Annotated in this window: 18 protein-coding genes; 8 read left to right on the plus strand and 10 right to left on the minus strand. The window is 51.6% G+C overall.

Translation table 11 applies throughout. From position 1 onward, the window contains the following. Nucleotides 1-199 precede the first annotated feature (199 nt). The 5 genes from Q0698_RS08540 (at nucleotide 200) to Q0698_RS08560 (ending at nucleotide 7,468) form a co-directional block, all read left to right on the plus strand. Nucleotides 200-1,726, plus strand: coding sequence for a sigma 54-interacting transcriptional regulator (locus Q0698_RS08540; RefSeq protein ID WP_298635731.1), 1,527 nt, complete (start codon nucleotides 200-202; stop codon nucleotides 1,724-1,726). A gap of 1 nt (nucleotide 1,727) precedes the next feature. Further along, the gene (locus tag Q0698_RS08545) at nucleotides 1,728-4,151 is read left to right on the plus strand and encodes a serine/threonine-protein kinase (RefSeq protein ID WP_298635734.1); all 2,424 of its coding nucleotides are present in this window, start codon (nucleotides 1,728-1,730) and stop codon (nucleotides 4,149-4,151) included. A gap of 334 nt (nucleotides 4,152-4,485) precedes the next feature. Next, nucleotides 4,486-5,025 carry a hypothetical protein gene (locus Q0698_RS08550; protein ID WP_298635736.1) on the plus strand — a complete coding sequence of 180 codons (540 nt, stop codon included), beginning with the start codon at nucleotides 4,486-4,488 and terminating at the stop codon, nucleotides 5,023-5,025. A gap of 48 nt (nucleotides 5,026-5,073) precedes the next feature. After that, nucleotides 5,074-5,199, plus strand: a complete 126-nt coding sequence (locus Q0698_RS08555; RefSeq protein ID WP_298635738.1) for a hypothetical protein — start codon at nucleotides 5,074-5,076, stop codon at nucleotides 5,197-5,199. 37 nt (nucleotides 5,200-5,236) lie between these two features. Further along, entirely contained in the window at nucleotides 5,237-7,468 is a 2,232-nt protein-coding gene (locus Q0698_RS08560; RefSeq protein ID WP_298635740.1) for a hypothetical protein, read from the plus strand. Here Q0698_RS08560 and Q0698_RS08565 read toward each other — a convergent pair whose 3' ends face one another. From Q0698_RS08565 to Q0698_RS08575, 3 genes are all read right to left on the minus strand, one after another. Then, on the minus strand, nucleotides 7,469-8,017 hold the full coding sequence (locus tag Q0698_RS08565; protein WP_298635742.1) for a hypothetical protein: 549 nt from the start codon (nucleotides 8,015-8,017) through the stop codon (nucleotides 7,469-7,471). It abuts the gene before it with no gap. Between the two features lie 701 nt (nucleotides 8,018-8,718). Next, nucleotides 8,719-10,389: a SufS family cysteine desulfurase gene (locus Q0698_RS08570; protein ID WP_298635745.1), complete on the minus strand. Its 1,671-nt coding sequence runs from the start codon at nucleotides 10,387-10,389 to the stop codon at nucleotides 8,719-8,721. Between the two features lie 2 nt (nucleotides 10,390-10,391). Then, nucleotides 10,392-11,240 carry a TatD family hydrolase gene (locus tag Q0698_RS08575; RefSeq protein WP_298635747.1) on the minus strand — a complete coding sequence of 283 codons (849 nt, stop codon included), beginning with the start codon at nucleotides 11,238-11,240 and terminating at the stop codon, nucleotides 10,392-10,394. Between the two features lie 137 nt (nucleotides 11,241-11,377). Between Q0698_RS08575 and Q0698_RS08580 the strand changes: the two genes are divergently transcribed. Beyond that, complete coding sequence (locus Q0698_RS08580; protein ID WP_298635748.1) at nucleotides 11,378-11,707, plus strand: DUF1904 family protein; 330 nt, start codon at nucleotides 11,378-11,380, stop codon at nucleotides 11,705-11,707. A 49-nt stretch (nucleotides 11,708-11,756) separates the two neighbouring features. On the opposite strand, the gene Q0698_RS08585 is transcribed toward Q0698_RS08580, so the two are convergent. The 7 genes from Q0698_RS08585 to Q0698_RS08615 all read right to left on the minus strand — a co-directional run bounded on the left by Q0698_RS08585 (nucleotide 11,757) and on the right by Q0698_RS08615 (nucleotide 21,332). Continuing rightward, nucleotides 11,757-12,506: an exonuclease domain-containing protein gene (locus Q0698_RS08585; RefSeq protein WP_298635750.1), complete on the minus strand. Its 750-nt coding sequence runs from the start codon at nucleotides 12,504-12,506 to the stop codon at nucleotides 11,757-11,759. 9 nt (nucleotides 12,507-12,515) lie between these two features. Then, nucleotides 12,516-13,577: a prenyltransferase/squalene oxidase repeat-containing protein gene (locus tag Q0698_RS08590; protein ID WP_298635752.1), complete on the minus strand. Its 1,062-nt coding sequence runs from the start codon at nucleotides 13,575-13,577 to the stop codon at nucleotides 12,516-12,518. A gap of 2 nt (nucleotides 13,578-13,579) precedes the next feature. Next, nucleotides 13,580-14,290, minus strand: coding sequence for a class I SAM-dependent methyltransferase (locus Q0698_RS08595; RefSeq protein ID WP_298635754.1), 711 nt, complete (start codon nucleotides 14,288-14,290; stop codon nucleotides 13,580-13,582). After that, nucleotides 14,277-15,593, minus strand: a complete 1,317-nt coding sequence (locus Q0698_RS08600; RefSeq protein ID WP_298635756.1) for a glycosyltransferase family 4 protein — start codon at nucleotides 15,591-15,593, stop codon at nucleotides 14,277-14,279. The genes Q0698_RS08595 and Q0698_RS08600 overlap by 14 nt, the downstream gene beginning before the upstream one ends. A gap of 130 nt (nucleotides 15,594-15,723) precedes the next feature. After that, entirely contained in the window at nucleotides 15,724-16,656 is a 933-nt protein-coding gene (locus tag Q0698_RS08605) for a branched-chain amino acid transaminase (protein WP_298635758.1), read from the minus strand. A 19-nt stretch (nucleotides 16,657-16,675) separates the two neighbouring features. Further along, complete coding sequence (gene glnE / locus Q0698_RS08610; RefSeq protein ID WP_298635760.1) at nucleotides 16,676-19,501, minus strand: bifunctional [glutamate--ammonia ligase]-adenylyl-L-tyrosine phosphorylase/[glutamate--ammonia-ligase] adenylyltransferase; 2,826 nt, start codon at nucleotides 19,499-19,501, stop codon at nucleotides 16,676-16,678. A gap of 55 nt (nucleotides 19,502-19,556) precedes the next feature. Beyond that, entirely contained in the window at nucleotides 19,557-21,332 is a 1,776-nt protein-coding gene (locus Q0698_RS08615; RefSeq protein WP_298635763.1) for a GspE/PulE family protein, read from the minus strand. A gap of 282 nt (nucleotides 21,333-21,614) precedes the next feature. Between Q0698_RS08615 and Q0698_RS08620 the strand changes: the two genes are divergently transcribed. Both Q0698_RS08620 and Q0698_RS08625 read left to right on the plus strand, forming a co-directional pair. Next, complete coding sequence (locus Q0698_RS08620; RefSeq protein WP_298635765.1) at nucleotides 21,615-22,295, plus strand: TIGR00153 family protein; 681 nt, start codon at nucleotides 21,615-21,617, stop codon at nucleotides 22,293-22,295. Nucleotides 22,296-22,317: 22 nt separating this feature from the next. Next, nucleotides 22,318-23,580, plus strand: a complete 1,263-nt coding sequence (locus Q0698_RS08625) for an inorganic phosphate transporter (protein ID WP_298635767.1) — start codon at nucleotides 22,318-22,320, stop codon at nucleotides 23,578-23,580. Nucleotides 23,581-23,724: the final 144 nt, after the last annotated feature.

Genomic DNA, 23,724 nt, shown 5'->3' on the forward strand with positions numbered 1-23,724 from the left:
CAAAACCCCTGAAGCCCACTAATACCCTCATGCTAAGTTGATAACGCGTCATGCTTTGTATCGGTGCGCTAGACCGAAGTCACTGCTTACTTTCTAGCCACTCAGATCCGTAGCGCTCAGTGCTTCCCGTTAGTGGTTAATTAGGTTAAATTACTAGTACAAAAACAACTACTTGCGAATCACAGAGAGCGTTAACAGGATGAGCGATTCAACGCTTACGATCGATTTGGATGTCAGTCAATCCATAGCCCATCACGACATCCCAACGTGTACCGTTATTTGGGCGCACCGCCCCGAACTTGTCGGTGCGCAGCTCAACGTATCAACAACTCGTCAGTTGGGTCGAGGCTTTGCCGAATTTAAACATCTTGATGGCCGTCAGGTACTGATCGATGATCCCTACCTTTCACGCACCGGCTTTAACACTAGCTACCGCGAATCCCAGGGCCTCACTATTGATCGCGGCGACTGTAAGCAGGATATTGACATTGATGGCGTCCGGTTGGAACAGTCGATGTTGCTCTCCAGCGACGTACTCACCCGCGGCACGCCGCTCATCTGGGGCAACCGACTGGTATTGTTGTTTCACTTTCGAAACTCAGCAACCTCTGACATCGGGGTACTGCACGATATCCTTGGCGTAAGCGAATGTATTCAGAACGCCAAGCAATCGATTTTAAATCTTCGGGTTGATTCCCGCTCGGTGTTAATCACTGGCCCGTCGGGTACCGGTAAAGAACTTATTGCTCAGGCGCTTCACAAAGAATCAACCCGCAGTGATCAGCCGATAGTAAGCGTGAATATTAGCGCTATTGCGCCAGAGTTAGTGGCGAGCGAATTGTTCGGTCATAAAAAAGGTGCCTTTACGGGGGCCGACCGAGATAACAAGGGGCTGTTTGAAAAAGCGCACCGGGGTTCACTCTTCCTCGATGAAATCGGCGACGCGAGCGACAAGACACAAATGGCACTGTTAAGAGCGCTTGAATACGGTGAAATTCAGCCGGTGGGTGGCGATAAGCTCATTAACGTGGATGTTCGTGCCATTACAGCAACGGACGCTATTTTAGAGGAGCGTATCGACAACTCGTCCTTTCGCTTGCCGCTAATGCAGCGTATCGCCAGCTACACCATTAAGCTCGACCCGCTTGAACAACGCTTGGAAGACGTTGGTATTCTGGCGCTGCACTGTATTCGGCAGCACGAACGTGACTTCGCGACTCAGTACGACTTCGCAGCCAGCACGGGCATGACTAGCCAATTACCTCAGCTCCTCTACGCCTTCTGCCGCTATAGCTGGCCCGGCAACGTGCGCCAACTTGGCAACCTCATTCGGCAAACGCTTACCGATGCGATAGGTAATCAGCAAATCATACTCCCGCGCTGTATCCAAGATCACCTCGACGTGGTCGCACCGAAGAAAAGCTTGTTTAAGCGCAAGAAACGGCCACGTGAATTAAGCGCCACCGAGATTGAATCAGCACTGCGAAAACACGCCTGGCACCCTGAGCACGCCGCGGATGAACTGGGTATTTCTCGTTCGGCTTTGCTCAAGCGCGCCAAGGATGACGCTATCCTCCCTAATACCGCCGAGTTGTCCGCAGATGACCTTCGCAAGGCCCTGGTGAAACATGGTAACGACAAACATGACGTCGCCTTTGCCTTGCGTATCACGCCGAAGGTACTCACGAGGCTTATAAACGAGCATCAGCTTGAGGTGACGCCGTAACATGAGTCTGGAGTTAAATAGCACGGTTGGTCACTACCATGTCATTCGTCGCCTTGGTGAAGGTGGCATGGGCACCGTTTATTTGGCAAACGACACTCGCCTCGATCGTAAAGTGGCGCTAAAAACACTCTCCATTCCCGAGGCCGGATTCGAGGCCTTACGCGTTGAAGCAAAAATTCTGGCCAGCGTGAATCACCCGAATGTGCTATCGCTGTACGATGTATTCGAACACGAAGGCTACTACGTGCTCGTCACTGAATACCTGCCCAACCAAACACTTGCCGACGCTTTAAGTTCAGCGCCAATGGCGCTGGATGAAGCACTCGATACCGCCATAGCACTGTCCCAGGGCATCGAAGCCATTCATCAGCAACGAATCATTCATTGCGACCTAAAGCCATCGAATGTGCTGCTGGGCTTTGATCGCACCGTAAAAATTGGGGATTTCGGCATCGCCCTAACGGGAAAAATTGATGAGAATCACTCCGCACAGGTCAAGGGGACACTCTCTGCAATCTCGCCCGAGCAATTAACCGGAGCGGCAGCAACACCGGCCTCGGATATCTACTCCTTAGGCCTAATTTGCTATCAAATATTCACCGGCAACGCACCCTATCGTGACTGTAAGGGCGACGATGAATTAAAAGAGGCCATCCTCAAGGGTAAATTCCGCAAACCGAACAGCGACCTCAAAGCGATCAATCAACTGCTTAGCGAGATGCTGGAGATCAGTCCTAAGGCTCGTATCAACTCCGCGCGCGAGGTCACCCTTCGCCTGCAAAATATTCGCCGGGAGCGCACCTTAACTGAGCTTACAGGCACTATCTCCGTAGCGCGACCGCCTCGCTTCCCCAAGTGGGTGACACTCTCCCTCAGCGCGCTCATTAGCCTCGTTCTGCTGGCTGGCGTTAACCTGATGATGAGCGAAGCGCCCCCTACTAAGCGTCTAGGAGTGCTGGTAGATCAAGTGGTGGTAAGCGGGCTGGATGATGCAGCGGCGCACCAACTTAGTGAGGAGTACACCAGTCATATCGCGTATGCCTTAACACACACGCCTGGGCTTGATATCTACGCGCGTCGCGACCCTGAAGCGCTGAATAATAGGGCGAGTTACTGGGAGTCAATTGGTGTTGATGAAGGACTGTCCATCTCCATTGTATGTTCTTCATCAACCTTGTGTGAACTGTTCGTGCGCCTTGAGTCCCGATATGGCGCCCTCCTCGACTCAACCCAAATCAGCGTTAATCCGCAGCGCCGCCGCTTCATGGCCAACACCATTAACCAGTTGCTCTTCGATGTCATTGAGAATTACCAACCACCGGAGGCAGATTCACCCCTTCTAGAAGGCGATATCGCCTTTCAATCAACACTGCGGCAGGCCATTGAAAGCAAAACCGAGGTGACGGCCCAGGATGCCATTCAGGCCGTGGGGTTATTTGTGAAAGCCCCAAGCCTGGATACGGCGACCGATGCGATCTCGGCGATCCGCCGCGCTAGTAGTGCTGACGCTCAACACCTCTGGGACGAGGAATATCCAAACGCCGCAGCGCGCTTGGAACCGCGTGATCAATTACTTGTTGAGCTCGGCAGCGAAATTATCCTCAAGCGGAACGATGCGCTTGAGAGCAAGTTCAGCCGCTTAAACTTACTGGAGCAAAACCTTATCCCCCACGAGTTTGGGCTTATTCTTCGAGCCCGCTATCTTTGGCAAAAGGGTCAGCTGAATGCCGCCTACGAGTATCTCTACGAATTTCAAGATCAGGGTTATTCCTGGCACATTGATCGTTACTTAATGAGCCTTGCACTGTACGGTAAGAACGATTTTAATGCTGCGCGCCAGCACCTAGGCTTCGCGCTAGATGCTGCGCCCGAAAATTTTGAGCTCCGTGAAATTCAAGCTCAGCTCGCTATCATCTTGGGTGACCTCGATTCCCTCAGCGATGTGCAGCAATTTCTCTTGCGCCACAGTGAACCCGTTGCCATTCAGACGTTTGTGGAGTTATGGCTGGCCTTTTATCAGGGCCAATACGAGCAGGTTCTACAAACCATTAATCGTACCGAATTAGCCGAATTTGAATTATGGGAACAGCAGTCCATCATGCTTATTCAAGCTGACAGCCTGCTGCTAGGCGGGTTAACTGACGAGGCGCTAACGGTTTACCAGGCGTTGCTTGAATACACTGATCTTGACGTTAGCGTGAAAGCACAGGCGATTTGGCACACCCAAAGTGCCGACGATGCGCTCATTTATCTCTCTGGCGCTACCGCCGAAGCCCTCAATAACTACGAGCGTTTGCCTTTGCACTACTGGCTCTACCAAGCCCGCAATGACGAGCGCGCGGACGCGACCCGCCAACAGGCTTTGGACGATGGCATCGGTGAAGTACTTCTGGATATACCTTGGCCTAACCAAGCATACCGTTAGCGGCTACCTCCCTCATTACCCCAACGAGAAGAATGACACCAATGCTCTGACGCGTAAGCTCATACAGAGGCTCTGTTGGCAAAGCACCGCCGCATTATTGCCGCCGCGATGCTCAGCGAAGCCAACGCATGGTATATTTAACAAAACCTGATGCTTAGAAGGTGGTGGCAGCAGCTTGATTGATAAGGCAATAACTATTAGCATGCAGGAGTGAAGCGAACTTGCGAGTCCACTAACGGATTCATTGCAGGGGGTCTCCATTGCAGCCACTTTGCAGCCGTTGAGTAATACCCTGGCAGTGGGTGGTTTAGACTACTAATAAAAGGAGTAAGAAATGTCTAGGAAGTTAAGTTGTACTGGGCAATCTAGCCCGCTCAAGCGCGTTAAGGGCCTGGTCCGTTTCGTGGCGTTGATTCCCTGCCTTTTTATGGGCTCAGCCTGGGCAAACGAATCGGCGTGTGAGACAAGTACCATTGATGCCATTCCCAACCTGGTGGTGCCGATTTATATCGACAAACAGCACGTGGTGGGTAATCACCCTCAACTTACTCGTGATTACGTGAGCTACGAAGTGAGCTTGGGCGCCAATAATGAATATGACAATTTCTGCATGACTCAGGATGAAGCAACCCTGTTATACACGCTGGAAGATTCACGGTTTGAATTTGTCGACATGCAGTACTACGAAAATGGCTTGCCCTCAACACAGATGGTTCAAATCGATATTCATAAGCAGTATGTGCGCGTCGTTTATCAACGCAGTAATGACAACTCATTGAAATACACCATTACCCTGCGTGAAAAACGAACCGGCGCGGTGATTGTGCTCGACCCATCGCTATCTACTAGCTCAGATGGTGCCAACCCCCCGTAACTAAAAACGGAGGGCTAATAAGCCCTCAATAACTACGAGCGTTTGCCTTTGCACTACTGGCTCTACCAAGCCCGCAATGACGAGCGCGCCGACGCGACCCGCCAACAGGCTTTGGACGATGGCATCGGTGAAGTACTTCTGGATATACCTTGGCCGAATAAAGGGATACACTAATTGCTCTCTAAACCGTTGATACGACAAGGAGCATAACATGAGCACACTGACGTTTGAGCCCATACACGCCCCTTTTTGGCAAGCCACCGAAGGGTCATTACGGCCGCATTTTGCGGTACTCATCGAAGCCAACGACAGCTGCATTCAACACCCAGCGTTATTAGCTATTGACCAGCAATCCAGTGACTCGGGGCAATTTGCTGTCTTCGACGGTCGGCCCATTGCAGTGGACGATGCGTTCGCAACGGCCACCGCGAGTCGCCGCTTGGCCGCCGCGTTGGATGTTTGTCACAACCTTACCCTGCTGCACGAGCACGGCTGTTCACCTCGCGCGCTAAGCCTCAATAGCCTCGTTTTCGAAGAAGGTCGGCTGCTGATTGTTCCCGTGGGACCAACGCTCACCGATGCGTTGCGTCAATATGACGCGCACCGTCTCTGTGCTACCCTGCTGGAAATATTCGGGGGTCGTCTTGGCGAAACACCCGCCTCAACCAATGATCATGTACTAAACGGTCTGCTGCTGCGCTTAAGCCAATCAACAGCTGATTCGCCGGCACTTGAGCCCGCTGAGCTCATGACCGCACTCACCCACCTTCAGGCGCATCATCAGCAGCGCAATACGGCGATTAGCTTCAACGAAGGTGAGCCGGGCACCAAAGATGAATCGGCAACACGGGTCATCGACAGCGTGCCTGTATCAAAATCTCGCAAGGGCCTCTGGTTGAGTCTGGCGGCTGTCACAACACTGGGCCTGGCACTCATTGCCATGCTCACTCTACCCTCAACACCTAAAGCGCCAGTAAGCATTGGGGTGCAGATAAACATTACGGGTCTAGATGACAGCACCACTGAGGTGGCGCGCACGGTACTGGAATATCAGCTTGTAAGCCTGCTAAATGAATCGTCGGAATTTACCGCTGTAAGCGCCCGACAGCTACCAAGTGGGGTACCGGAGGAGATGATTTGGCGCTCGCTAGGTACGGAGTCTGGCATCACCGCCACACTGAACTGTGTGAGCGCCCAGGAATGTCAGCTTGAGGCAAGCATTGCGGACATCAATAATCAGCTGCAAAAGCTTGAAGGGCCCGTTCGTCTTAGCTATAACGCACCGGACCCGGTACAACTTCGGGCCCTATTCTCATCATTATTAGCCACTAGCTTAGCGCTGAATGATCAGCCATTAGGTGCTGACGATTATGCCCTACTCACCGAAGCTGATGCGGCAATTTCCGCACGAAGCGGGCTAGCACCAGCTCGCCTGGAGCAGTTGTTTGCCTTGGCTGAAACCAGCCAAAGCCCACTGATTACCCGAAAATTACTCAAAGTGCTCAAGGACCAGAATGATGCAACAAGCATAACGCGTTTCGGTGAGTTACTCGCTTCCCGTGAAAACACCATCAGCGAGCGCGACCACCTCTCTCTGTCCATTGCATACGAAGTGTATTTGCGTCGCAACACGAATATTCAATCGCAACTAAATCGCTTGGGTGTACTGGAGCTCCACTACGGAATTCATGAGAATGACGTGCTCACGCGGGCGGCACGACACTTCTACCTCAATGACCCACAATCAGCCTACAACGAGCTGGTAAGGGCCATTGAAATTTCCCCGAGCTGGCGCTTAGAAAGCGCCGCGGTCTGGTATGCTAGTGCGGTGTTAGCGAACTTTGCGCTGGTTGAACGACACGTTGAATCACTTTTGCGGTTTCAGCCCAATAACCAGGCCATTCGAAGGCAACAGCTCAACGTGGCAATTCCCCGCGCACGCCTCGATTGGCTATATGAAGGAGCCCAATTCTTCGCTGATCAAGTGGATCAGCGCAATCAGGCGTTGGCGTGGATTGCCATTTATAACGGTGACTGGGAGCAGGCGCGCCAGTTGATGGAAGCGGCGTATCTGCAGCTTAACTCAGAGCAGAGCGAAGGTCAGGCGGTTAACGCCTACTTAACCTTACTGTATGCCGATACTTTACGCAAAACTGGGGATACCACGGCCAGCATGCTCTTATATGATGAGCTGCTTCGGCGCTATTACGCTGGCGACATTGGCGTGACTCGCGCTACTGCTATGCAATCCCTATGGCACACCCAATCGGCGGAGACCGCGATCGTGGAATTTATCGACAATCCCGATCAAGTCGTCGAAGTCAGCATAGACCTAACACACTTTTTGCTCTTTCAAGCGATTGACCACCCCGATACAGCCAAGCTACGCGAACGATGCTTGGCGCAGGGGTTTAGTGAGCGATTATTAGCGATCCGGTTTTAGTTACGGGGGAGTGGTACCGCTTGATCCAGTATGTACTTCTGGATCCGGTGAAGCCGTTACCACGCCGCTTGCATCTTCCACCACAAAGGCAAATTGGTAGCGCCAGTCGGCCCAATCTTCGTTTGTCGCTTTCTTGAATGTCAGCTCCAATTCCCCTTGCTTGATTTTAGCGGTAAGCTGTTTCTTAGCACCTGGGTTAGTGAGCCAAGCAATTCCGTCCTCGTACTCGCGGGTAGGTTCGGAGTCGTCGGGCACCGCCACTTCACCTGGGCCAGCCGCGAAGCTAAAGCCATTCGGCAAGCTGAAGATCATTTTATAGTTACCACCTGAATTACCGCGATTGTCGTCAGGGTATATGATGGAGAAGTTGTCAATAAAGGTTGTACCTGACGCAAGCGCTATCGACATAGGCCAACTGCCGGTCTCGGTTGGCTTACCGTTTGGGTAGTTGGTGGTATTGGGATATAAAGCCACGTTAACCTCGCGATTCTGGCTTTGATCAACGCTTATACAGACGGATACTGATATAGCAGGCTTTGATGCAGGCATACTTCTTCCTTAGTTGATGCATAATTAGTGTGTGATTAATGTCACATAATATCATTGTCCATACAACTATTTGTGTTGAATATTCTCAATTTTTTTGCTGTTTTGTCTTCTGTACAACGCGTTAGTTAGGTAGCTAGGTAGCTAGGTAGGTAGCTAGGTAGGTAGGTGGTAGCTAGGTAGGGAATTTGAGGAAGACCCATGTAGCGGAATGCGCTAGCAACAATGTAACGGGGCAAAAAAAAATGGCCCACAGGGGGCCAAGTCTAGGTCAGAGAGAGATATCACAGGCGTTCCATTCCTTTGGGGGAAAACTAATCCGTTAACAGTGCCCGTGTTACTAAATATGACAAGTAAGTTTGAAGGTTCTTCCTATACAACCTCCAAACTTGGTAAGCGGTCTAATACATCGTGTATTAGGTGGGCTATCCATGCCCAAAGTCGCTCAACCCGCAATCCTTTGCTACTTACCTTAAAGCAATAGCCGTGCCAACTTTTAAAAAATCCTGCTAAACGCCGTAATTACGGGTGATGTAGGGGTAAAGACCGAATTAGAGAGATATTTCCTGTTCTGTTTTTTTCGCAATGATGTGGTTTTTGACAGATCAAATCTGTTTTTAACAGATCTAATCCGTGGGAACACGAGGTATTGTTGGATGTCATTACTCATCGACTCGCCTTGAAGAGGAAGGCGTGTTTCAAAGTCACGCGTCACCGTGAAGCGCTGCTACTACCGCCTTAACCCCATTACCCCGAGTTGCGGTCACGAAACGCCCTAAACCGAGTTCATCCACCCAACTATCTAGATTAAAGCTAACTAAGTCATCATACGTCTTAGCCTGTAATTCATCGCTGAGTAACAACAGTAAACCCCGCATGGTGTCACTCTCTGCATCCACAGCAAACTGTAATGTTGGCGTTTTGCTGACAATGGCTAACCAAAGCTGAGTTTCACAGCCTGGCACCAAATTTTGAGTAGTGCGAACACTCACATCAAAGCGCGCGGCACGGCGACCCAATTGCATGAGCGCCTGGAAGCGTTCTTCTGAGCGGTGAGCTCGGCACTGCTGATAGTCCGCCACTGCGTTGGCATTTAGCTGCTGCGCAGCTGCTAGGTCCGTGAGCGAGAACACCCGTGCGGTGGTGGATGTTGTCTGCTGTTCCCACTGCAATAAGGTATGCATTAGGTGGTCTATTTCAGCGTGAGTGTTATAGGCGGCAAGAGAAATACGCAAGGTTCCGGAAAGCCCAAGGGCTTTCATGAGCGGCATGGCACAGTGATGCCCTACTCTGACAGCAATCCCCTGCTGATCCAGAAAATACCCCAAGTCTTGCACCGCATCCTTCGTAATCAATGAAGCAATACCAATGTTCGGCTGGTCGGCACCCAGCAAGCGAAATGCGGTGAGTTCCGTTAAACGGTGTCTAAGGTAGCGATACAGCTCAGACTCATAGGCAGCCAGGCCCGCTGCCCGCTGAGCTTGCAGCCACTGAATGGCCACTGCCAACGCACAGGCCTCGGGCCAAGCAGGTGTCCCCGGCTCAAATCGTAACGGTGGCAGTTGCTCAGTGAAACCCTGTTCACTCACATCACTAATCATCTCTCCGCCACCATTGACCGCGTGCATTGTACACAGCAGTGAATAGTTCCCCCAGAGAACCCCAACACCATTGGGGCCGTACAGTTTGTGCCCCGAGAAGACGTAGAAATCACACCCAAGCTCCTGCACATCAACACTGAGGTGAGCAACGGCTTGTGCCCCATCAATGAGTACCTTACTGCCGTTAGCTTTGGCTGCGTCCGTTAGCGCCGCAATCGGATTAACCACACCGGTAACATTACTCGCGTGCCCCACGGCAACCAGTTTGGTGTTGGCATTCAACTTGGCTAACCAATCGTTTAGGTCTAAGCACCCCTGTTCATCTACCCGCGCGAAAACTACCTTGGCCCCAGTGCGCTGCGCAAGCAGTTGCCACGGCACAATATTCGCGTGATGCTCGGCTTGGGTGAGCAGGATTTCATCACCGCGCCCAATATTGAGATTGCCCCAGGACTGTGCCACTAAGTTGATGGCATCCGTAGTACCCCGAGTAAAGATACATTCCTTCGCCGAAGCATTAATAAACTCAGCCACTTGAGCCCGTGCCGACTCAAAGCGTTGCGTGGCTTCCGCGGCAAGTGTGTGCGCCGCGCGATGCACATTGGCGTAACTTTTCTGTAGACAATGGTTGAGTTCATCCACCACCGCTCGTGGCTTCTGCGCCGTGGCAGCGCTATCGAAATAGCACAGCGGCAGGTCCCCCAGGCGTTTTCGCAGTTGGGGAAATTCGCGCCTCAGTTTGGCAACATTGAAATCAACTTCAACTTGGCTCATAGCTATTTCTCGAAAAGTGATATCGCATTTTGCCACAGCTGCTGGGCAATCGTCTCTTCATCTTCATCACGTAACACCGCAAGCTGTCTAATGGTATTTCCACAGTGATAGGGTTCGTTTCGCTGCCCCTGAAAACCCTCATGGGGCATATCCGGTGAATCGGTTTCTAGCAGAAGTTCAGTGAGGGGAAGTTGGGCAATCGCTCGCCGTGTCTTTGCGGCGCGGGCATAGCTTATCGTGCCGCCAACGCCAATCTTAAACCCTCGCCGGATGTATTCCTGGGCTAACTCCACGGACCCGGAAAAGGCATGAATCACGCCCGAGTGAACACCCCGCTGGGAAATGCACTGCAACAATTCATTATGAGCCCCTCGACAGTGCAGGATAACTGGCAGTTGGACTTGCTTGGCGAATGCTAACTGGGCTTCAAGTACCCGTAACTGCTCCGCCATGGGAGTCTGCACCATCTTATCTAGGCCGCACTCGCCAACGGCAACAACATGATCAGCATAATGCTCCAGCGCTTCGGCAAGTTGGCATTGAAGCTGGTTAGCATCGAGGTTGCTTAAACGAAGTATCCCGTTGCTAATTGCATCACTAGCGCTAGTTGCTTCAATATCAGCCACGGCTATCGGATCTTCCGACTCTAGGAAATGCGGATGAAAACCCACTGACATACACAGCTTGGCATGCCGCTGACACAACTCCGCGGCAATCGCCCACTGGCTATGACTGACGCCTGCTAGCAGAATACGTTCACCACCAATAGATTGAAAGCGAGCAAGTACCGCCTCTCGATCTTCATCAAAACAGGCGAAATCCAAATGGGTATGGGTATCAAATAGTTTCATTGTCGCGCTTCATGTTTTTCCTTGAGTCTATCGCAAATTTTCCAACTACACTGAACTAAAGTTAACGGCTGCTAAGTAGCAAAGTACCCTTTGCTCGCATCACTCATCTTAATAACAGTAAAAAGGAAAGATTAGCCATGCCTCATATTCGTGCTCGTGGAACCACCTTAGACGATGTTAAGACGCTTTCTAGAATGACCAGCACAGAGATGAGTGAGCTCTGTCAATGCGCTATCACGGACCTTACATGGGAAGTTACCCAGACTCAGTTTATTGTTGATGGTGCCGTAGATGGAGGCTATCCCATTGTGGAATTTCTCTGGTTTGATCGCGGGCAGGACGTGAAGAATAAGATTGCCAAAATACTGGATGAGGCGCTAAAGCAGCGCGGCTACAGTGGCGATAGAGCCATTATATTCTCCCAGGTGGACCAAACTAATTACTTTGAATGTGGCAACCACTTCTAGCTCACCCAACAGGGAGCTGTTTGGCGAGCAGCGCCGTCAACGAACTGCGTTATCTGCGAGTAGCGCTATCAGTGTGTTCTGAGATAGCGCCCAACTCCTGATCAATGGCCGCGAGAATATTAGCAACTTTTTGTCTACCGGCCACATTGAGCATCAAGTGCATCGGCGTCTGACCGTTTAACAGCGGGTGCTTCGCTCGCAGCCAAGGCCTAAGTTGGAGCGCTGTTTTGCCGGAAATCTTCATCAGTTTTTGCCACAGGGGATCGTAATCGCTCAAGCCACTTAAGGGCGCGAGTTGTGCCGTTGTGAGTGCATCGGACAGTGCCCGATGTGGCTGACCAATAAACGCTAGACCAGCGCGATCGATAGCCGCTCGCAAGCCGCCCTCGCGCATTTTACGTAACCGATAGAATTCACGTTTCAGATTAATACTCTGGCTAATCGGCGAAACGAGCTGATTGTCACGGGCTTCCTTAGCGAGCTGTTCCGCATCCCAATCACCCCAGCTTAGGATGATGGCGTCATCGCCTAACCACTGAAAAAACTCCGCGCCCGCGACGGCGAAATGATTAGCACCATCTACGTGGGTTTGTTCTATTTTGGTCAGCTGTTGACAAAATGGGGTGAGTTGCGGGTTTTGCTTCGGCTTCACAAAGCAACTGAAGGTATCGGGGGTGGCATTTAAGTTGCCGTCCAATCGAACCGCGCCAATCTCGATGATCTCCATCGCCTCAAGCGAAATCTCTGTCGGAGATTCACTGCAAGTTGCTTCCAGATCAACAACTACTAGATTCGCCAAAGTTTGCTCCTATTCGTGGTATTCAAGCGGGGACAGGTGCTCGTTGGATGACAGTGTAGAACAGAATAATACCGAGGCATCGGTAAGTTGATAGGTAGTGTCTAGCGCTAAGACGAATGCAGCCGCCGTCCACGTTGGTTTCTCCAGCGGCCAATAGGCTTTATCCACAAACTGCCATCCCGTCCAGTGAACGCCATCATCGTCACGCCACTGAAGCAGCCAGCCGAGGAGTTGTTCCGCTTGTTCAGTTAAGCCTGCAGCATGCAGCGCCATGACCAGCTCACAACTTTCGGCTACCGTCGCCCAAGGTTCATCGGCAACACAGCGACAGCCAATGCCATCCACCACAAACTCATCCCAACGCGCCGCGATGCGTTCCTTGGCGGTAGGCTTATCGTAAACGCCACAGAGCACAGGATAGAACCAGTCCATGGAAAAGCGCGCTTTACTCTCCCAGTTGCGATCGAATCGCTCCGGTCGATATCGGAGTGCATCGCCCAGTGCAAAGTAGGCGCTGCGATAGTCACCACAATTTTCCGCCAGTAACTCACCCAAGCGAATCCCACATTCGAGCGATTTGTAGATTGAGCTACAGCCGGTAACCAGGGCATCGTCCAGTGGCTCAGATTGCTCGTTCACCGCCCAACTTATTTCACCAAAGCCAGATTGCTGCGCCACCACAAAATCAAGCGCGCGCTGAACGCACGGCCACATTGCCTCCACAAAACCGAAGTCATGGGTAACTTTGAAGTGGTGCCAAATTCCGGTGGCGATGTAGGCACAGAAATTCGTCTCCCGCCTACTGGTATCCACCAGCACACCCTGCTCGTAGCGAATACCCCAACTTCCGTCTTCAAGCTGTTGGTCTCGCAACCAGCGGTAAGCCAATTCGGCCTCTTTCTTATAGCCACCAACGCTCAAAGCCATGGCCGCTTCAATATGATCCCACGGGTCAAGATGGCCGCCCTCAAACCAAGGAATTGAACCGTCAGCTAATTGATTCGCTAAAATATATTCACACGATTCGGCCACTAGGTTGGCCACCGACTCGCCCATTAACGCATGCGACATGATCATTGATCCTTGGTGTAATACATAACTACGCTCTTACCCATGATTGGGTTGAGTAACTTTTCGGCCCAGCGCGTCGTGCGCGGGCGCTTCATCAAGTCCCAGACCAGCAAGCGGTGATAGGTTTTAACCAGCCAGCTGGACTCACGCTGTTCCCAGCGCCAACATTGCAGCCACCAGTATGGCACGTGTAAGGCATGCGCCCAATGCTTGGCAAAACGGCTCAGCCCCGCTGACTGAATACGCTGATTCAACTCACTGGCTTTAAAGATACGAATATGCCCGCCTGGGACTTCATGGTACGCCGAGGATAACCACCAGCAAATACGTTCCGGCCAGAAGCGCGGGACACTCACCGCAAAGGAGCCTGAGGGCTTTAGTACCCGCATGATTTCTAACAACACGCCTTCCCAGTTGGGGATATGTTCCAAAACTTCTGAACAGATTACGTGGTCGAAGGACGCGTCGGCAAAGGGCAACGATAAACCGTTGGCCTGACTAATGAGAAACTGCGACTCGGGATGACGAAACTCAGCGCAATCTTGCATCCGTGATTTTGCGGTACTCAAGTCACCAAAGCCCAGATCGATACCCACGGCTTCAATACCGGGTTCGCAGGCTAGCGAAATCACATGGCGTCCTTCACCACAGCCTAGATCCAACACGCGATCGCCCGCTGTTAGGCCCATCGTTTTGAAATTAACCGTTAGCATCGTTGATCGCTTTTAAATATAACTGTTCGAATTGACTTGCGGCGACCTGCCAGCTGAACTGCTGTTCAATACGAGCTCGTCCCGCCGCCCCCAATCGCTCACGCTCACAGGGGTCCGCCATTAAGGTATTAATTGCCTGTGCTAGGGCATCGGCATCCGCCACCGGTACCAGTACGCCCGCCTCGCCCACCACTTCCGGCAAGGCTCCACCGCGCGCGCTGATAACCGGGGTGCCACAGGCCATGGCTTCACCCGCTGGCAGGCCGAAGCCTTCATACAGCGATGGACAGACCACAATACTCGCCTGCTGATACAAGCCCACCAGCTCCTCGGTGGAAATATCCGAACGAATATCGATGATGTCACCGAGGCCTAATTGCGTTATTAGCTTGGCATTATCGCCATCGGGCTTAGGCCGCCCCACCAGAATAAGGCGAATGTCTGGATTGTGCTGGCGCACTGTCGCCAAGGCTTCCAATAGGTATTTCAACCCCTTGAGGGGGGCGTCGGCACTGGCTGTACACACTATGGTATTCGCCAAGCGCGGCAACTCTTTGCTGGGTACAAATACCTCGGTATCGATACCGTTGTAAACCAAACCAAGATGATCTGAGGCCAACTTAAAATCGCGACTGATATCCTCTTTGGAGACCTGCGAGACTGCAACCACATGCCGTAGCTTTGGAACTACCCGCTTTTGCATCCCCAAGAAACTATGCCAACGACGGATGAGCAACCGCATCCGCCAACTGTCTTCCGCCTCAAGGGCAAGCTTAAGATCACGGGTAATGGGGTGATGAAAAGTCGCCACGAGGGGGTAGCCCTGTTTTGCCACCGCTAAGAGCCCATAACAGAGGCTTTGATTATCGTGAATCACATCATAACGCGGGCTATTCTGGCGAAAGTATTTCGCTAAACGTCGCCCGAAGGTTTGCGGCTCTGGAAAGCCACCCGTCGCCACCGATAGATACTCACTGAGATCAGTTAGCGAACGCAGATAATTTAAGCGAAAGGCCTGCCACTGCTTTGGATAATATTGGAACAGGTTTAGTCCGGGAAGCTTGATGAGATTCACTCTTGGATCAAGCTCGGGATAGGGTTCTCCGGAGATGACATCTACCTGATGCCCTCGCTCCACAAGCGCCCGTGACAGGTACTTGAGATAAATGCCCTGACCACCACTTAATGGCGAGCTTCGGTAACCGAGTAGGCAAATTTTCAACGGCTTTGCCGCCACAGGGAAGTCACCCACTGACAAGTCGAAATCAAAACTAGCGGATTGTGCGTGCGAAACGCTGTCCATAGGGAATTAGTTCTCTGTAAAGATTGTGCTCATCAAAACAAAGATGTCCGCTGTGTGCATGACAACAACGGACAACTTAGGGTCGCCTATACGTGACTTAGGCTTTAACGTTATGCTTTAACGTTATGCTTTAACGTTGTGCTTTAACGTTGTGCAACCACTCAGGGTATTCTGCGCGACAGCCCTTTACCTGGTCGAAGTACATCTGTTGTAGCTTCAAGGTAATCGGTCCGGCTTTGCCCGCGCCGATATCACGGTCATCCAACTCGCGAATAGGCAATACCTCTGCAGCGGTACCCGTAAAGAACGCCTCATCCGCAATATACACTTCATCACGAGAGATCCGCTTTTCAACCACTGGGATATCCAAATCACGGCAGAACTGCATAATGGTCGCTCGGGTGATGCCATCCAAGCAGGACGTCAGCTCTGGGGTATACACAACACCATCGCGAACAACGAAGATATTCTCGCCACTGCCTTCTGCCACGTAACCCTCAGGATCCAATAGCAAGGCTTCTTCAGCGCCACCCGATAGCGCTTCACGCAGCGCCAGCATCGAGTTGATGTAGTTGCCATTCGCCTTCGCCTTACACATCGTAATATTGACGTGGTGGCGCGTAAACGAACTAGTCCGAACCTTGATGCCTGTGGTCAGCGCTTCCGGGCTCATGTAGCTAGGCCAGTGCCAAGCAGCCACAATCACATTGGTTGAGAGGCTTTCAGCACGCAGCCCCATGCCTTCATCACCGAAAAAGACCATAGGACGAAGATAGGCTTCTTCCAAGTTATTTTCTCGCACTACCTGCAGACACGCTTCATTGATCTGCTCGTGCGTATAGGGCATTGGCATCCCTAAAATTTTTGCCGAACGAAACAGTCGATCGGTGTGTTCTTTCAGACGGAAGATACAGGGACCTTCGTCAGTTTGGTACGCTCGAACGCCTTCAAAACAGCCCATGCCGTAATGAAGCGTGTGCGTTAAGACATGAACCTTGGCTTCGCGCCAATCAACTAGCTCGCCGTTAAACCATATAACGCCATCGCGGTCGCTAAACGACATACTTCACTCCAAAAATAATCTATTCGTTATCCAAATACTGCTGCCATAGCGCAGTTACTACTGCCCGCGAAGCGTCAAATTCCTGCGTAGATACTTGCAGGCTAAGTTGTTGCAACGCCAAGCGGTGCCCGGCAGATCGATAGGCTTTGTAAGCGCTAATTAACTGTTGGGCTTGCGTCTCGGATAGAATCCCAGTGACCACAAAAGACTCGATTAAACGAATGTTGTCCGTGTATCGTGCCATCTCTACGTGCTGGTGCGCGTAAGCGAGTACTACGAATTGTACCATAAATTCGATATCAACCATCCCCCCTTTGTCATGTTTAAGGTGAAATAATTGCGGGTCTCGGTTCGCCAAATGGGCCTTCATTTTTTCGCGCATGGTGACAACTTCATGGCGCAGCGACGAGCGATCACGATCCATGCTGAGAATTTCATGCCTCAGCGCGTTCACTTTTCGCCCCAAAACGCCAGAACCAGCTACTGGTCTAGCGCGCACTAGCGCTTGATGCTCCCACACCCAGGCGGACTTGCGCTGATATTTTTCAAACGCCGTAAAACTGCTGGTGAGGGGCCCCGAATTACCGGACGGACGAAGCCGGGTATCAATTTCATACAGTCTGCCCGAGGGCATCTCAGTCGCCAAGATGTGAATAATTCGCTGCCCTAGGCGGCTGAAAAAGGTTTGGTGATCAATTGGCTTTGCGCCGCGCGTAGCGAAAAAGGAATCCGTGTCATGGATAAACACAATGTCCAAATCTGAGCTGTAACCCAACTCAATGCCGCCAAGCTTGCCATAGGCCAAGACACAAAAATGATCGCCCTCCAGAATTTCGGAGCCATCGACAATTGGGGCGCCATGCTTAGCCGTCATCTGCGCCCAAGCAATAGAAACCACCTGCTCTAAAATAACCTCTGCCAGCCAAGTGAGATAATCACTCACCTGGGTCAGCGGCAGGCGCCCGGTTAGCTCGCATGCGGCCACGCGCAGGATATGGGCTCTACGATAGTACCTAAGCACTTCCATATGACCTTCGAGATCATCCCAATTAAGCCGCATCAACTGCTCGCGTACCTCGCTCTGTAAGCTCTCGCGTGTTGGCGGTGAATACAGCCGCTGTGCATTCATTAGCTCATCAAGCAGGGCTGGGTGACGGACAAACTGCTCAGCAATCCAAGGACTTAACGCGGCGAGCTTGATTAACTCGCCCATTACCTGCGGATGCTCAAGCATCATCACCATATAGGCGGAGCGACGAATGATGGACTTCAACAGCGGCCAGGTTCGCTCTAGTGTTTCATCCGGCCGCTCGGCCGCCGCACAGGCAGCCAATAATCGCGGGGCAAATTCGTCTAGGCGCTGCCTTGACTCGGGGGTGAGCTGTTCGATAACTCGGCTGCTCCGGACGGCGTGAATCTGTTCCACCACCGTTTGAATGGAGTCATAGCCAAAGGCATCCAAGTTGGCCTCGGCGATATCCATCTCCCATAGCGAATACCAAATAGGACTCAATTTAAAGCGCGAGGATTGATCACGAGGCTCATCGGTAATCGTTTGACTAAACATGGTGCTGGCCAGCTCACGGTGGCGAGCGAGCTCGGCCTCAAAGTCGCTGAGTTCAGCAAAGCCCATCAGCCAGGCAATGCGAGCTCGACCCTTTTCATCGCCTGGGAGTGTCTGCGATTGCTCGTCCCGCCAAGCCTGTATCCGATGTTCAACATCACGAAGAAAACGGTAGGCGTTTAGTAGTGCTTCAACATCCGTTGCCGTCATTAACCCCAGTTCAACCAGCTGTGGCGCCACGGAAAACAAACTGGGAGATTGCAGTCGAATCTCCCGTCCACCACGCACCACCTGAAAGCTCTGAGATATAAACTCAATCTCGCGAATCCCGCCGCGACCGAGCTTAACGTTATCAACTCGATTGAGCCGCTTATTCTCACTCTTGATCAGCGACTTAATCTCTCGCAGTGAGTCAATCACGCTAAAATCGATGTAACGGCGAAACGCAAACGACGAAAGCTGCTGACGTAGCGTTAACTGGTCCTCAGCACTCGGCGAAATAATACGTGCCTTGGCCATGGCATAGCGCTCCCAAGGTCTACCTTGAGATTGTAGATACTGTTCAAACGAGTCAAAGTTGCTGACCAAGGCGCCACTGGAGCCATAGGGTCTAAGGCGCATATCAACGCGATAGACAAAACCATCGGCCGTTGCCTGATCCAAGCTCCGGATAATCCCCTGACCAATTTTGGTAAAGAAACGTTGATGATCGAGCTGTTTTTCACCCTGGGTATAGCCCGCCTCGCGAAAGCAAAAAATGAGGTCGATATCGGAGGACAGATTCAGCTCGCGTCCGCCGAGTTTGCCCATCGCCAGAATCGCTAGCGATAGCGGCTCACCTGAACTTGATAAGGCTTGGCCATATTGCGCCGTGGCGGCCTGTTGATGCCAATCTCGTGCTAGCTCAATAAAAAAGTCTGCACATTCACTGATCTCTTTACAGGTTTGCTGAGTATCCGATAGTCGCGCTAGATCCCGCGCAATAAGCAGCGTCTGCGTTTGCTGACGGAGTTGACGCAGGGCTCGGTTGAAGTCAGCCTCATTGGCATAGGCCAGTAACTTCGCTCGCGTCGTGACGCTGCAGAGATGCGAAAGCTGGATGGTCTCGCTAAGCATAGCGTTAAGCAGATCCAGATCTATTCGTTCTGCGCTGAGTAAATTAGCAACATAATCGGACCCCATCAGGACCACTTCAAGCTGTGTTGAACACCCCTGCCACTTGGGTAATTCAGCCAGTTGTTCGGCTAACTTTTGCCGCCGAGCCGAATCAAATGTCTGCATAGCGTGTGTCGTTATTCTGCATAGCGTGTGTCGTTATTCTGCATAGCATTTGTCATTATTCTGCGGGAGTGACTCGGTACACTTCATCCAAAGTGGTAATACCTGCCGCAACCTTAAGGGCTCCGGCAGCGCGAAGTGACTTCATCCCGTTCTTGTAGGCGGCTCGGCGCAGCTGATCGGTGGCTCCATCGGCACCGACGAGCGAGGACAAGTTAGCCTCCCATTCCAAGACTTCGTAGATTCCCTCTCTTCCGTGGAAGCCCGTGTGTCGACAGGATTTACAGCCCTTGGGTTCAAAAATCGTTGTCGGCTTCTTGATTTTAAATGGCTGACACAGGGTATCCCAAGCTTCATCGCTTACCGTTGCCGCGGTTTTACAGTCGCCGCAGAGCACCCGAACTAAACGCTGCGCCATCACCCCAATCAAGGTGGACTTAATTAAATAATGGGGAACCCCAAATTCCATCAAGCGGGTAATTGATGACGGAGCGTCATTGGTATGTAGCGTAGACAATACAAGATGGCCCGTGAGCGCCGCCTGAACGGCCATGTCTGCCGTCTCACGATCACGAATCTCGCCAATCATGATAATGTCAGGATCCTGTCGAAGCAGCGTTCGCACCCCAGAGGCAAAGTCCAAGCCAATGTTGTTCTGTACCTGCATTTGATTAAAGCTTTCCTCCACCATTTCGATGGGATCCTCAATGGTCGAGACATTCACCGATTCAGTAGAGAGCTTTTTAAGTGATGAATACAGCGTCGTGGTCTTACCTGAGCCCGTTGGCCCGGTAACCAGGACGATTCCGTGCGGCTTCACCGTCATGGTTTCCCAAGCTCGGAGATCTCCCCCACGAAGACCTAGGCTACTAAAGCTTCTTAGTAATACCTCTGGGTCAAAGATACGTATCACCAACTTTTCCCCAAACGCGGTGGGTAGCGTAGAAAGACGAAGTTCGACTTCCAGTTGCTTTGGCGTTCGGGTCTTAATACGCCCATCCTGAGGCCGACGCTTCTCGGCAACATCCATTCGCGCCAAGACTTTAAAACGTGACGTCACCGCCGCGTTCACTTCACTCGGCAGGTCGTAGACCGTCTGTAACTCGCCGTCGATGCGGAAGCGCACTCGCGACTGTTCTCGCTTAGGTTCAATATGAATATCTGAAGCGCGCTGTTCGAACGCGTACTGAAGTAACCAGTCAACAATGTTAACGATATGTTGGTCATTCGCTTCCGGTGACTGTAATGACTTAAGATCAACAAGTTGCTCTAGGCCCTTTGGCGCACTCCGGCGATTTTCCTGTTTAGCTTGAGCGCCTGCACCCGCAACGGAGCGTGCCAAGGCATAGAATTCTTCCGTATAACGAAGCAGCGCATTGGCATCCACAATTACCACGCGGATACGCTTGCGCGAGGTGTGAACTAGCCCTTCCTGCCAGTCCGTGCGAAATGGATCCGCAGCGGCAATAACCAGCTCATCAGCTAAGACGTCTAGGCAGAGAATTTCATGATTGACTGCGTAGGCCTTAGACATCACCGAAGTGACCTGGTCCACATCAACCTGCAATGGATTAATCTGTTTAATCGGCAGCTGGGCAATCTCTGCCAACCACTGAGCAAGTTTTTCGCCCGAGAGGACTTCGCCGCCTGCGCCCATGATGTCGGCACTTGCGAGATAGCTGACATCAGAGCGAGCAAACTCAGGATCGCGCGTGCGCGAGCGCAGCCGCAGCAGCGACAATTCATCGAAGATACCTGCGGTAGTTAAACTACTCACCAACCACTCGAGATCGGCAACGGGCCGATTGGGCGGGGCAATTGCTGCACTACTCATAGCTAATTCTCTCATTTTATTAATGCTTTAAATGTAGCAGTTTCAACCATTCGCCACCACCACCTCCATAGCGATATCAGGCTAAAGATTTGCAATTTGCGCTTAGCTTGTCACAATTTCCTTTGATCTCTGTTTATTTATCATCCAATTCTGAGTGAATGACTATACTCAGGGTTGAAAAAAAGTGACCTTCGGACACAAACCTGTAACAATCGCGCCGAACTTCCGAAGGACGATGAATCTTCGGTAACTCTTTATTAATAGATGAGGACTTTTCCTTCTATGGCTATTGGTCAAGCACTAGGTAACCTATTCACTCGGTCACCGCTGCACATTCTCCGCAACCACATGGTTGAAGTGGACAAATGTGTTTCTGCAACCGATTCGTTTTTTGATCAAGTGATCAACGAAGACTGGGATGCCGCCACCAAAACGCGGACATTCATCTCCGACTCAGAGAAAGAAGCTGATAAGTTGAAGGCGGACATTCGCAATAACTTACCTAAGTCACTGTTCTTGCCCGTTGCGCGCTCGGACATCTTAGAGATGCTTCACAGCCAAGATAAAATTGCGAACTGTGCGAAGGATTTAACCGGCGTCATCATTGGCCGTCGCATGCAAATCCCTGCGCCGCTGCAAGCTAAGTTCAAAGCCTTCGTTGCCGTGTCAGTTGAAAGTGTCAATGAGACCCGCAAAGCGATTGACGAACTGGGTGACCTGTTAGAATCCGGTTTCCGTGGTCGCGAGCTTGCCATTGTCGATAAAATCGTTGATCGAATTCACCAGTTAGAAGACGATGCAGATGCGCTTCAGCGCGAGCTTCGCTACGAACTATTCGAAATTGAGAAAGATCTACCTCCGGTAGATGTCATCTTCCTATATCGCACGATTGAAAGTGTTGGTGATTTGTCAGATCGCGCGCAAAGCGTTGGATCTCGTTTACAAATCCTCACCGCTCGTTAACTGGTTAAAAAGAGTCTAACTAATGGATATTATTGCAAATCACGGTTTTACCCTCTTACTTCTAGCGGGTGCTTTTGGTTTATTCATGGCCTGGGGTATTGGTGCCAATGACGTCGCGAATGCGATGGGAACCTCTGTCGGTTCACGCGCCCTAACACTCAAGCAAGCTATTATCATTGCCGCGGTCATGGAATTCGCCGGCGCCTACTTAGCTGGCGGAGAAGTTACCTCAACGATTCGTAAGGGCATTATTGATCCGCTGGTGTTCGAAGATAACCCTGAGTGGTTAGTCTACGGCATGTCCGCTGCACTATTGGCTGCCGGAACTTGGCTACTTATCGCAAGTCGCTTCGGTTGGCCGGTATCTACCACCCACTCTATTGTGGGGGCCATTGTTGGTTTCGCCGCAGTGGGTGTTTCTGCCGATGCCGTAGCCTGGGCTAAGGTCGGCGGAATTGTTGCCTCGTGGGTGGTATCGCCGGTTCTCTCTGGGACCATGGCGTTCCTACTGTTCCTCTCGGCGCATAAGTTCATCTTGAATACGGACTCTCCGTTTAGTAATGCGAAGCGCTATATCCCCGTTTATATGTTTTTAACGGGCTTCTTAATCTCCATGGTTACCATGGTGAAAGGCCTTAAGCATGTGGGCTTGGATTTAAGCTACGGCCAAGCGGCGTTTTACGCGGCAGTTGTTGGCCTGGGCATTGCGGCCCTCGGAAAATTCCTGATGCGTAATGTTGAAGAGCCGAAGTTCGAAGCCGGGCATCGTTTTGACGGTGTTGAAAAGATCTTTGCGGTCTTGATGATCTTTACCGCATCGGCAATGGCTTTCGCCCATGGTTCAAACGATGTGGCAAATGCCATCGGTCCTTTGGCTGCGGTATATAGCACCATTCAAAGCGGCGGCGTGATTGCGAGTAAAGCAGGCGTTCCACCTTGGATTCTGCTGATTGGTGGTATTGGTATCATCACTGGCCTAGCCACCTACGGCTACAAAGTTATGGCAACCATTGGTAAGCGTATTACCGAGCTGACTCCAAGTCGTGGCTTCGCTGCTGAACTGGGTGCTGCCGGAACGGTTGTTTTGGCATCCGGTACTGGCTTGCCGGTATCCACCACCCACTGTCTAGTCGGTGCGGTATTAGGTGTAGGTCTTGCCCGCGGTATCGGTGCACTGGATTTACGCGTGGTCGGGACGATTGGAGTCAGTTGGGTGGTAACACTTCCAGCTGGCGCAGGATTATCTATTTTATTCTTCTACATCCTGAAGGGTATCTTCGGCTAACGCTTAAGAAGCTAGCGCTTAAGTGGTGTAAAAGGGGCGTCTTCGGATGCCCCTTTTTTACGGTTGGCTAGGCTACCAATCTTCAGTTGCCAGTCTGATTCGCTACGGATGATCTAAACGGATTCATTCGCGACACCTGCTTCA

The organism is uncultured Umboniibacter sp., from assembly GCF_947497555.1.
Lineage (GTDB): Bacteria > Pseudomonadota > Gammaproteobacteria > Pseudomonadales > DSM-25080 > Umboniibacter.

Excerpts from the sequence above, each read along its gene's own strand:
- Q0698_RS08540 (WP_298635731.1), top strand. The coding sequence starts at position 200 with ATGAGCGATTCAACGCTTACGATCGATTTGGATGTCAGTCAATCCATA.
- Q0698_RS08545 (WP_298635734.1), top strand. The coding sequence starts at position 1,728 with ATGAGTCTGGAGTTAAATAGCACGGTTGGTCACTACCATGTCATTCGT.
- Q0698_RS08550 (WP_298635736.1), top strand. The coding sequence starts at position 4,486 with ATGTCTAGGAAGTTAAGTTGTACTGGGCAATCTAGCCCGCTCAAGCGC.
- Q0698_RS08560 (WP_298635740.1), top strand. The coding sequence starts at position 5,237 with ATGAGCACACTGACGTTTGAGCCCATACACGCCCCTTTTTGGCAAGCC.
- Q0698_RS08565 (WP_298635742.1), bottom strand. The coding sequence starts at position 8,017 with ATGCCTGCATCAAAGCCTGCTATATCAGTATCCGTCTGTATAAGCGTT.
- Q0698_RS08570 (WP_298635745.1), bottom strand. The coding sequence starts at position 10,389 with ATGAGCCAAGTTGAAGTTGATTTCAATGTTGCCAAACTGAGGCGCGAA.
- Q0698_RS08575 (WP_298635747.1), bottom strand. The coding sequence starts at position 11,240 with ATGAAACTATTTGATACCCATACCCATTTGGATTTCGCCTGTTTTGAT.
- Q0698_RS08580 (WP_298635748.1), top strand. The coding sequence starts at position 11,378 with ATGCCTCATATTCGTGCTCGTGGAACCACCTTAGACGATGTTAAGACG.
- Q0698_RS08590 (WP_298635752.1), bottom strand. The coding sequence starts at position 13,577 with ATGTCGCATGCGTTAATGGGCGAGTCGGTGGCCAACCTAGTGGCCGAA.
- Q0698_RS08595 (WP_298635754.1), bottom strand. The coding sequence starts at position 14,290 with ATGCTAACGGTTAATTTCAAAACGATGGGCCTAACAGCGGGCGATCGC.
- Q0698_RS08600 (WP_298635756.1), bottom strand. The coding sequence starts at position 15,593 with ATGGACAGCGTTTCGCACGCACAATCCGCTAGTTTTGATTTCGACTTG.
- Q0698_RS08605 (WP_298635758.1), bottom strand. The coding sequence starts at position 16,656 with ATGTCGTTTAGCGACCGCGATGGCGTTATATGGTTTAACGGCGAGCTA.
- glnE (WP_298635760.1), bottom strand. The coding sequence starts at position 19,501 with ATGCAGACATTTGATTCGGCTCGGCGGCAAAAGTTAGCCGAACAACTG.
- Q0698_RS08615 (WP_298635763.1), bottom strand. The coding sequence starts at position 21,332 with ATGAGTAGTGCAGCAATTGCCCCGCCCAATCGGCCCGTTGCCGATCTC.
- Q0698_RS08620 (WP_298635765.1), top strand. The coding sequence starts at position 21,615 with ATGGCTATTGGTCAAGCACTAGGTAACCTATTCACTCGGTCACCGCTG.
- Q0698_RS08625 (WP_298635767.1), top strand. The coding sequence starts at position 22,318 with ATGGATATTATTGCAAATCACGGTTTTACCCTCTTACTTCTAGCGGGT.